The 9025-nt window shown below is 44.6% G+C and carries 5 protein-coding genes; 1 reads left to right on the forward strand and 4 read right to left on the reverse strand.

Features of this window, described 5'->3' with window-relative positions; genetic code table 11:
• The first annotated feature begins 80 nt into the window (after positions 1–80).
• Complete coding sequence (locus ACJ751_RS12635; RefSeq protein ID WP_407745857.1) at positions 81–2195, forward strand: DPP IV N-terminal domain-containing protein; 2115 nt, start codon at positions 81–83, stop codon at positions 2193–2195.
• A 137-nt stretch (positions 2196–2332) separates the two neighbouring features.
• Here the strand turns inward: ACJ751_RS12635 and ACJ751_RS12640 are convergent, their stop codons facing one another.
• The 4 genes from ACJ751_RS12640 to hemH all read right to left on the reverse strand — a co-directional run.
• Positions 2333–3223, reverse strand: coding sequence for a TraR/DksA family transcriptional regulator (locus ACJ751_RS12640; RefSeq protein ID WP_407745858.1), 891 nt, complete (start codon positions 3221–3223; stop codon positions 2333–2335).
• 4 nt (positions 3224–3227) lie between these two features.
• The gene (gene ileS, locus ACJ751_RS12645; protein ID WP_407745859.1) at positions 3228–6584 is read right to left on the reverse strand and encodes an isoleucine--tRNA ligase; all 3357 of its coding nucleotides are present in this window, start codon (positions 6582–6584) and stop codon (positions 3228–3230) included.
• A gap of 956 nt (positions 6585–7540) precedes the next feature.
• Positions 7541–8074 (reverse strand): CopD family protein, encoded by a 534-nt coding sequence (locus ACJ751_RS12650; protein WP_407745860.1) that lies wholly within the window; start codon positions 8072–8074, stop codon positions 7541–7543.
• Between the two features lie 110 nt (positions 8075–8184).
• Positions 8185–9025, reverse strand: an 841-nt coding sequence (gene hemH, locus ACJ751_RS12655; protein WP_407745861.1) for a ferrochelatase, incomplete at its 5' end; no start/stop codon positions are given.

Below are 9025 nucleotides of genomic sequence, written 5' to 3' on the forward strand. Positions count from 1 at the left end.
GATTCAACCACTCAGCCATGAAAATGCCGCCAAATTATCTAAATAGCTAATTTTCGAGTTAAATAATTTAAACATACTACATGAAAAGGGCTGCTATAAAGGGCAGGTTATTGCCATTCCTGCTATTGATTACTATTTCTACCCATGCTCAAAAGCAGAATTACACCTTCGACCAGATCTTCAAGAACGGTGAAACCAATGTTGTTAAACAACTACCAATGGTGAAGGGCTGGGCAGATGATTCCCATTATCTGCTTACCCAGAAGGAGGCCGACGGCCACACCTCCACTACCATGGTTGATGTAAAAAGCGGAAAAGCAGTTCCCTATCCCGATATGGATATGGCCCAGCTGCAACCTTCTACCAACATTTCCGGCGGAGTGAATATCACCTTCTCCCCCGATAAAAAATGGGCAGCCTACACTAAAAAGGACAACAACCTGTATATATACAATGTAGCCGCCAGCAAAGAGTCCCAATTGACCACTGATGGCTCTTTGACCATTTTGAACGGCTACTCCAGCTGGGTATATTATGAAGAGATCCTTGGCCGCGCTACCAGGTATAAAGCATTTTGGTGGAGCGACGACAGCAAACACCTTTGCTTTATGCGCTTCGATGAATCGCAGGTACCGGTATTTCCTATTTATGTGGCTGATGGACAGCACGGCTACCTGGAAAATACCCGCTATCCCAAGGCAGGTGATAAAAACCCCGAGGTTAAAATTGGTATCGCTTCCGTTGAACCCGGCGCTATTGTTTGGGCCGATTTCAATGCCCAGGACGATCAGTACTTCGGCGCGCCCGCCTGGTCGCCCGACGGACAATTATGGGTTCAATGGATGAACCGCAAACAAAACAACCTGAAGTTCTACAGCATTAGCCTTACTGATGGACGCAAAAAAGAAGTGTACGATGAAAAGCAAACTACCTGGATCGACCTGGACGAAAGTGAACGCATCACCTTCCTGCCTGCCGGTAAAGGTTGTATTGTAAAAAGTGATCGCGATGGCTGGGAAAACCTGTACTATTACGATAATAACGGCCAGTTAAAGAACCCCATCACTACCGGCAATTTTTGGGGAACCAGTATAATAAAGATCGATAGCAAATCAAACATAGTTTACTTCAAGGCCCGTAAAGAAAACTCGGCCCGTTTTGATTTTTATAAAGCGGGTTTAGATGGCAAAGGCCTTACCCGCCTGAGTTTTGGCGATTACAGCCATGACCTCATCAGCGTTTCGCCCAACGGCAGTTATTTTATTACCGGCTATTCAAACCTGAATACGCCCCCGGCCCTGGCGCTGGTTGACGCTAAAGGAAAAATAATAAGAGAAGTGGCCAGCAGCAAAGGAAGCAGCTTCAATGACTATAATCTGCCTAAAAGCGAGCTGAAATATGTAACGGCTACTGATGGCGCGTTTGAGCTGCCGGTATTGATTACTTACCCCATCAATTTCGATCCTGCTAAAAAATACCCTGTCCTCATCAGCATTTATGGTGGACCTAACGCCGGTACCGTTTATGATCGTTGGCGCCCAACCGGTTCACCCATCCAATGGTTTGCGCAGGAAGGCCTGATCCAGGTTGCATTTGATAACCGCAGCAGTGGACACTTTGGTAAGAAGGGTTTGAACTATATCTTCCGCCAGTTAGGGAAATACGAAATTGAAGATTTTATGGCCTGTGGCCGCTGGTTAAAACGCCAGCCCTGGGTAGATAGCAGCAAGCTGTGCATCACCGGCGGAAGCTTTGGTGGCTATATGACCTGTATGGCCCTTACCTATGGCGCCGATGTATTCCCGTACGGCATTGCCAACTCCTCCGTAACCGACTGGCAGTTTTATGATACGCATTATACCGAACGTTTTATGAATACGCCCCAGGATAACCCTGATGGCTATAAAAGCACTTCGGTGTTAACATATGCCAATAAATACAAAGGTTTGTTGCGCATTGTGCATGGTTCCTCAGACGATAACGTACATATGCAAAACAGCATGGTGTTCATCAATAAGCTGGAGGATATGAAAAAGCATTTTGAGTTTATGATGTACCCGGGCGAGCGCCATGGGATTGCAGGGGCCAAGGGCGTTCATAACCGCTACGAAGCTTATAAATTCTACTACCAGTATTTGCTGGAGAAGCCAATGCCGGAAGCATTCTGGGCGCCGGATAGCGCAAAAGGATTCTAAAATACGCTCTTACTTCATTTCTTTATAAACAAAGCCCTCCCGACAAGTCGGGAGGGCTTAATAATTTTGATTATGTAACTGGCATAACATCCCATTCCACTATAAGCAGAATGATAACCAACCGATTAAGCAAACAACTATTTATTCATCATTTGCTTGGCTTCGATGCTCAGGGTAGCGTGCGGCACCGCGCGTAACCTGGCTTTATCGATGAGCTTACCGGTAACCCGGCAAATGCCGTAAGTTTTGTTTTCGATGCGCATGAGGGCTTTTTCCAGGTGATCAATGTAATTGATCTGACGGCTGGCCATTTGAGCCAACTGTTCCCGTTCCATACTCATACTGCCATCTTCCATGGTCATGTAGCGATTTTCGTTCTCATCGCCACCCATTTCATCTTTGCGGGTTATTAAACCCTGTAAATAAGTAAGTTCTTTTTTGGCCTGCTCTGCTTTTTTCAAGATCAGATCTTTAAACTCGCTTAATTCGGCATCACTATATCTCATGGTTGGTCCTGTTTGAATGTTTTCTGGTTGATCTAATACTGATTTTGTGAATTCCGGTTCGTATCGACGCGATGTTTTTGTCTTTATTTCCGGGATCACCACTTTTACCGGTTTTGGGGGCTCCGGTTTTTTGGGTGGCGGGGGTGGAATTACCGGTTCCGGTTTTTTAACTTCCACCTTAACTTCCGGTTTTTCGACCTTAACAGGAGCCTCCACTGTCTTTTTTATCTCTTTAATATCTTTAATATCAACGGGTTTGGCAACTGGCTTGGCCGTAGTAGGCGCCGAAGATGATTTTGCATGCGCTTTGGTAGCTACCTGGTGAGCAATGGCCGCGTGTTTAACCGTGACCTTCTTTTCAACAGGTGGTTTAACTGCCTTTTTTGCAGCAGGCTTTACATCTTTTTTAGCAACTACTTTTTTTGCAGCAGCAGGTTTGGCTGCCCCAACAGCCGGTCGGGCCGCCTTTTTTGGGGCAATCGTTTTTTTTGCTGGCTTGGCCGCCTTTTTCTTGGTTGCCATACTTTTACGCTTTTTTTGTAACGAACACTTTTATTGGAATATCGTTCACTTCAATTTCGGTGCCATCTGGTAATTCAGGTACTAGTTCAAGTTTGTCTGCCAAAATTTCTGCACAAATATAATTATTAAATTGGGCGATCGAAGGGTTCAACTCCTGGTGTTCGGTTACTTTTACCAGTATTCGATCAGTGAGTTCAAAACCACTGTCCTTGCGGATTTTCTGGATACGGTTAACTAATTCGCGGGCATTTCCTTCGCTAACCAGTTCTGGGGACACGGTTACATCCAAAGCCACGGTGAGAGCATCTTTATTGGCCACCATCCACCCGGGGATATCTTCACTGGTGATCTCTACTTCATTAGTCTGTAATATTAAGGGTTCGTTGTCAATTTGCAATGAAATTGTACCATCTTTTTCCAATTTGGCTATGTCTTCCTGTGTAAATTCGGCTAATGCTGCTGCTACCGCTTTCATTTTGCCGCCCAACTTCTTACCCAGCACTGTATAATTTGGCTTTATCTTCTTTTTAATAAACCCGTTATCTTCAGTCAGATATTCAATTTCCTTTACATTTACCTCGCTTTTTATCAGGTCTTCCACCAGTTCTATCTGGTTTTTCATGTGTTTATTCAACACAGGGATCAGTACCTTTTGCAAGGGCTGGCGCACCTTGATATTCACTCTCTTACGCAATGATAACACCAGCGACGAGCTATTCTGGGCCAACTGCATACGTTCCTCCAGGGAAGTATCCACAGCGGCAGGATTACTAACGGGGAAATCGGCATGGTGAACCGATTCTACCTTATGCCTGCCAGTTACTGCATTCAGGTTCTGGAACAAGGCATCGCTGAAGAAGGGCGAAATAGGCGCCATCAGCTTCAACACGGTTTCCAGACACTCGTACAGGGTTTGGTAAGCGCTTATTTTATCCTGCTCATATTCCCCTTTCCAGAACCGGCGGCGGCACAGCCGTACATACCAGTTGCTGAGGTGTTCATCCATAAACCCTTCTATAACCCTACCGGCCTGGGTAGGCTCATAATCGTCCATATACTCCGTAACCTTTTTTATAAGGGTATTTAGAGAAGAGAGGATCCAGCGGTCAATTTCGGGCCGTTGCTCCAATGGTATATAAGCTTCTTTAAAAGCAAACCCATCTACATTGGCATACAGTGCAAAGAACTGATACGTGTTATATAAGGTGCCGAAGAATTTACGCTGCACTTCCTTGATGCCTTCCAGATCAAATTTCATGTTCTCCCAGGGCGAAGCATTGGTGATTAGGTACCAGCGGGTGGCATCGGCGCCAAATTGTTCAATTGTCTTAAACGGATCAACCACATTACCGAGGCGCTTACTCATTTTGTTTCCGTTCTTATCCAGCACCAGCCCGTTCGATACGCAGGTTTGATAAGCAACAGAATCAAATAACAGACCAGCTATGGCATGCAGGGTATAGAACCAGCCACGCGTTTGGTCAACCCCTTCGGCTATAAAGGAAGCGGGGAAGTTCTTGCTAAATGGTTCTTTGAAAGGGAATGGATCGCCGGCTTTCAGTTTTTCATGATCGAGGCCCCATTGCGCATACGGCATGGCGCCGCTATCGAACCAAACGTCAATAAGGTCGGGCACGCGTTTCATGGGTTTGCCCGAATCGCTTACCAGCACGATCTCATCTACATAAGGTTTATGCAGATCGAGGTTATTCATGAGGCGGGCATTATTGGTACCCAATGCTTTATCAGCTTTGGCGGCTTCGTCTTTTAATTGCGGAACCGAACCAATGCATTTTTCCTCGTTGCCATCTTCAGTTTTCCAGATAGGTAAGGCAGTACCCCAGAAACGGCTGCGGCTCAGGTTCCAGTCAACCATATTTTCGAGCCAGTTACCAAAGCGGCCTTCACCGGTTGATTTTGGTTTCCAATTAATGGTTTTATTCAGCGCCACCAACCGGTCTTTCAGGGCGGTTGTTTTTATAAACCAGGCATCTAACGGGTAGTATAACACTGGTTTATCGGTGCGCCAGCAGTGGGGATAATTATGCTCATATTTTTCAACCTTGAAGGCGCGGTTCTCTTTTTTCAGTTTTACGCTGATGTCAACGTTCACATCCACATAATCCTTCTCGTCTTTATAGTTCTTTACATACCGGTTGCTGAACTCGCCCAAACCTTCAACGAACTTGCCGGTGCGGTCAACCAGAGTGAGTATACCGATGCCATATTTTTTACCTACTTTATAGTCATCTGCACCAAAGGCCGGGGCCGTATGCACGATACCGGTACCATCTTCAGTGGTAACAAAATCGCCGATCAAAACGCGGAAGGGATCGCCACCGCTTTTTTCAGGCGTATTGGCTTCGTAAGGCAGCAATTGCTCATACCGGCAACCTTCTATTTGGGCGCCCTTGAATTCAGTAAGAATTCTCCACGGCAGCACTTTATCGCCTTCTTTATACTCTTCAAAGCCGGTGTTTTCAGCTTCGGGTTTAAAGTATTTACCCAGCAGGTCTTTGGCCAGCACCACGTTAACCGGTAAATGGGTGTAAGGGTTGAAGGTTTGCACCAACACATAGGTGATGCGCTCGCCTACTGTTAATCCCAGGTTCGATGGAAGGGTCCAGGGAGTCGTCGTCCAGGCCATGAAGAAAAGCTCCTTGTTCTGGTCTTTGATGGCATCAAACAGGAAAGCTGATCTTTCATCTTTTATGGCCTTGAACATGGCCACACAACTGGTATCTTTTACCAATTTATAGCAACCCGGCTGGTTCAGCTCGTGCGAGCTTAGACCAGTACCGGCCGCGGGTGAGTAGGGCTGAATGCTCACGCTTTCGAATAACAAATTCTTTTCATACAGCTTGCTCAACAGGTACCAAAGGGTTTCTATGTAATTGTTTTCGAAGGTGATATAAGGTTCGTTCAGATCAACCCAATACCCCATTTTCCTGGTGATGTCGTCCCATTTATCTTTATACCGCATTACGGCCTCGCGGCATTTGCGGTTGTATTCTTCAACAGTGATCTTTTTACCGATGTCTTCTTTCGTGATTCCCAATTCTTTTTCAACCCCCAGCTCAATTGGCAGACCATGGGTATCCCAGCCGGCTTTACGGCTAACCTGAAAGCCACGCATGGTTTTATAACGACAAACCAGGTCTTTTAAAGTGCGGCTGATAACGTGGTGAATTCCGGGCATTCCGTTGGCGCTGGGCGGACCCTCATAAAACACAAATGAAGGGGCATCATTACGCAGCGACACACTTTTCTCAAATGCCTGGTTTTCAGTCCATTTAGCTAACATTTCCTGTTCTATAACAGGCAAATTCAATTTCTGAAATTCTCTGTAGTTAACTGCCATATATTTCCGGTAAATCTGTTTAAACACTGTTGTTACTGGCCGAAGAAAAATATAGTACATTCCACAGCCCTAAAAAGTGTGCAAAGTTACTGAAAAGTTGGCGGATAGGGCTTGTGGCTAATACCGTTAAGGCGGTGCTCAGATCTTAAGTTTTTGAGTTTGTGAGTTGTTTGGTTCGTTAGTTAAAAGTTTACCGTTTCTCACCCCAAACAACACTCACTCACTAACAGACAATCAACATTATTCACAAGTGCTTTCTGCCCTCGGCCTTCTGCCGTCTGCCTTTTCCTGGTATTCATACTTCTACAATCTCGTTGTTTCAACATAATTTATACTGGTGGCAAAATGTATGTTCTACCACTAATTTTTTTATTCTTAATTCTTAAGGAAACCAGCGGTTTTGAGGTTATAATTATACCGTGCCGGTAAACTGAAGCTTATTTGGGTATTACGGAAGTTGTTTGAAAGATTTTTAACGAAGCGGTCGATTTTATGCTGGGTTTATCCACAAAATTGACGTTTGGCATAATTTATGGAACTATTTAGGTGCTCTTTACAAGAATGAAAAATGTTGAAAATTATAGAGGCGTGAAATGTGTGATTGAGTGATTTTTGGTACGATATTTTCTAAGTATTAAGTCCTTAACACAAACGCTCTTAACAACGATTACTGTTTACCTCATTATATGAAAAACCTTTTCTACGGTTTAGGGTTTAGGGGTTAAAAAGGGGAGTAGTCCTGCTCCCCTTTCCTTTAAAATTCTAAAACAAAGGAAAGGTTTTTTCTTTTTACACCTTTTTGTAATCCGTTACCTTCCCGTTTTTAATCTCTGGTTATGCCTGTGGAAAACCATCCAGGCAATTGTGCAGTGCCTACGAACGCAACCCGTTTTCGGGAAGTAAAGACATTTGTAACCCTTTCAAAACCTCCATTAGGAGGTTTTTTTATTGCAGTATCATTTCTTCTTCATCCTGATATTCTTGTAGATCTTTATCGCACTCATTAACACCACTACAAAACAAATCAGCCCTACCAATCCCCACACCACACTCATGTTTTGCTTTACTGTTGCCAACATCACAATAGCAACCAGAAAGATGGTGGCTACTTCATTCCAGATCCGCAATTTTTGTGAACTGTATTTAAATACACCATTCATTTGCTGTTTGTAAATAGCATGCAGCGTAAAATGATACGCGTATAACCCTAATACAAAAAAGAGTTTTATCAATAACCATCCGGGCAATACGCCCAGTTGCCACCACATGAGCGGACCAAATATAAGCGTGAGAACAGCCGATGGCCAGGTAATGCCAAACCAAAGGCGTTTGATCATGATGGTGAAATGCTTGCGCAGAATACTTTTTTCCGGCTCGTCTTTTTCGCCGGCTTCTGTGTTATACACAAAAAGCCGAACAATATAAAACAGGCCACTGAACCAGGTTACAATAAAAATTATGTGTAATGCTTTGATATATTCGGGGTTCATAGTGTAAGGTGTATTATTGTAATTATCAGATGAATGTCGTCAAACGGCAAACGTGAAACGTGAAAACTTGTCAACTAGTTAACTCGTCAACTCGTCAACTCTTCAACAACTCAACTCTCCCTAACCCAACTCGCTAACGCCTTCACCCACATCGGATGCATATTCAAACAGGGGATCAGGGTAAACGATTCACCACCGGACTGCATAAATGATTCCCTGCCCTGTAAGGCGATCTCTTCTACTGTTTCCAGACAATCGCTTACAAAAGCCGGACAAACTATTATTAATTTTTTTATGCCTTCACCCGGCAATTCAGTCAGGCGTTTTGCAGTATAGGGTTTCAACCATTCGTCTCTGCCTAACCGTGATTGAAACGCATAGCTGTATTTCTGAGTGGGGATATCAAGCATCTCCGCCATTTTTTTGGTAGTGACCAGGACTTGATGCCGGTAACAAAACTTATGCGCCTCATTGCTCACATTACAGCAATCAGCCGCTTTCAAACAATGGTTTCCGGAAGGATCCGTTTTTTGAACATGCCGTTCGGGAATGCCGTGATAACTAAATATAATCTGATCGTAAGGCTGCTGAAGGTAAGGCCGAATGCTATCTGCCAAAGCCTCCAGGTACAAAGCATTATCGTAAAATGGCGGGATGATGGTCAGCTTGAAAGAGTACTTCCCTTTTTTATGTGCTTCTTTTGCGTATTCCACGGCCGTTTCATAACTGCTCATGGCATAATGCGGATACAAAGGAACCAGTACTACTTCTTCCAGGTCAGGTGTTTTTTCCAACAGCTCATCGTAAGCAGTCCAGGGTGTAGGAGCGCCATAACGCATAGCCAGGGCTACCGGTTCGGTAACCTGCTTTTGCAAGGCCTCCTGCAATTGCCTGCTTATTACCATCAGGGGTGAGCCCTCTTTAGTCCAGATAGATGAATAAGCATGGGCC

The sequence above is a fragment of the Niastella sp. genome, from assembly GCF_045805085.1.
Taxonomy (GTDB): Bacteria; Bacteroidota; Bacteroidia; order Chitinophagales; family Chitinophagaceae; genus Niastella.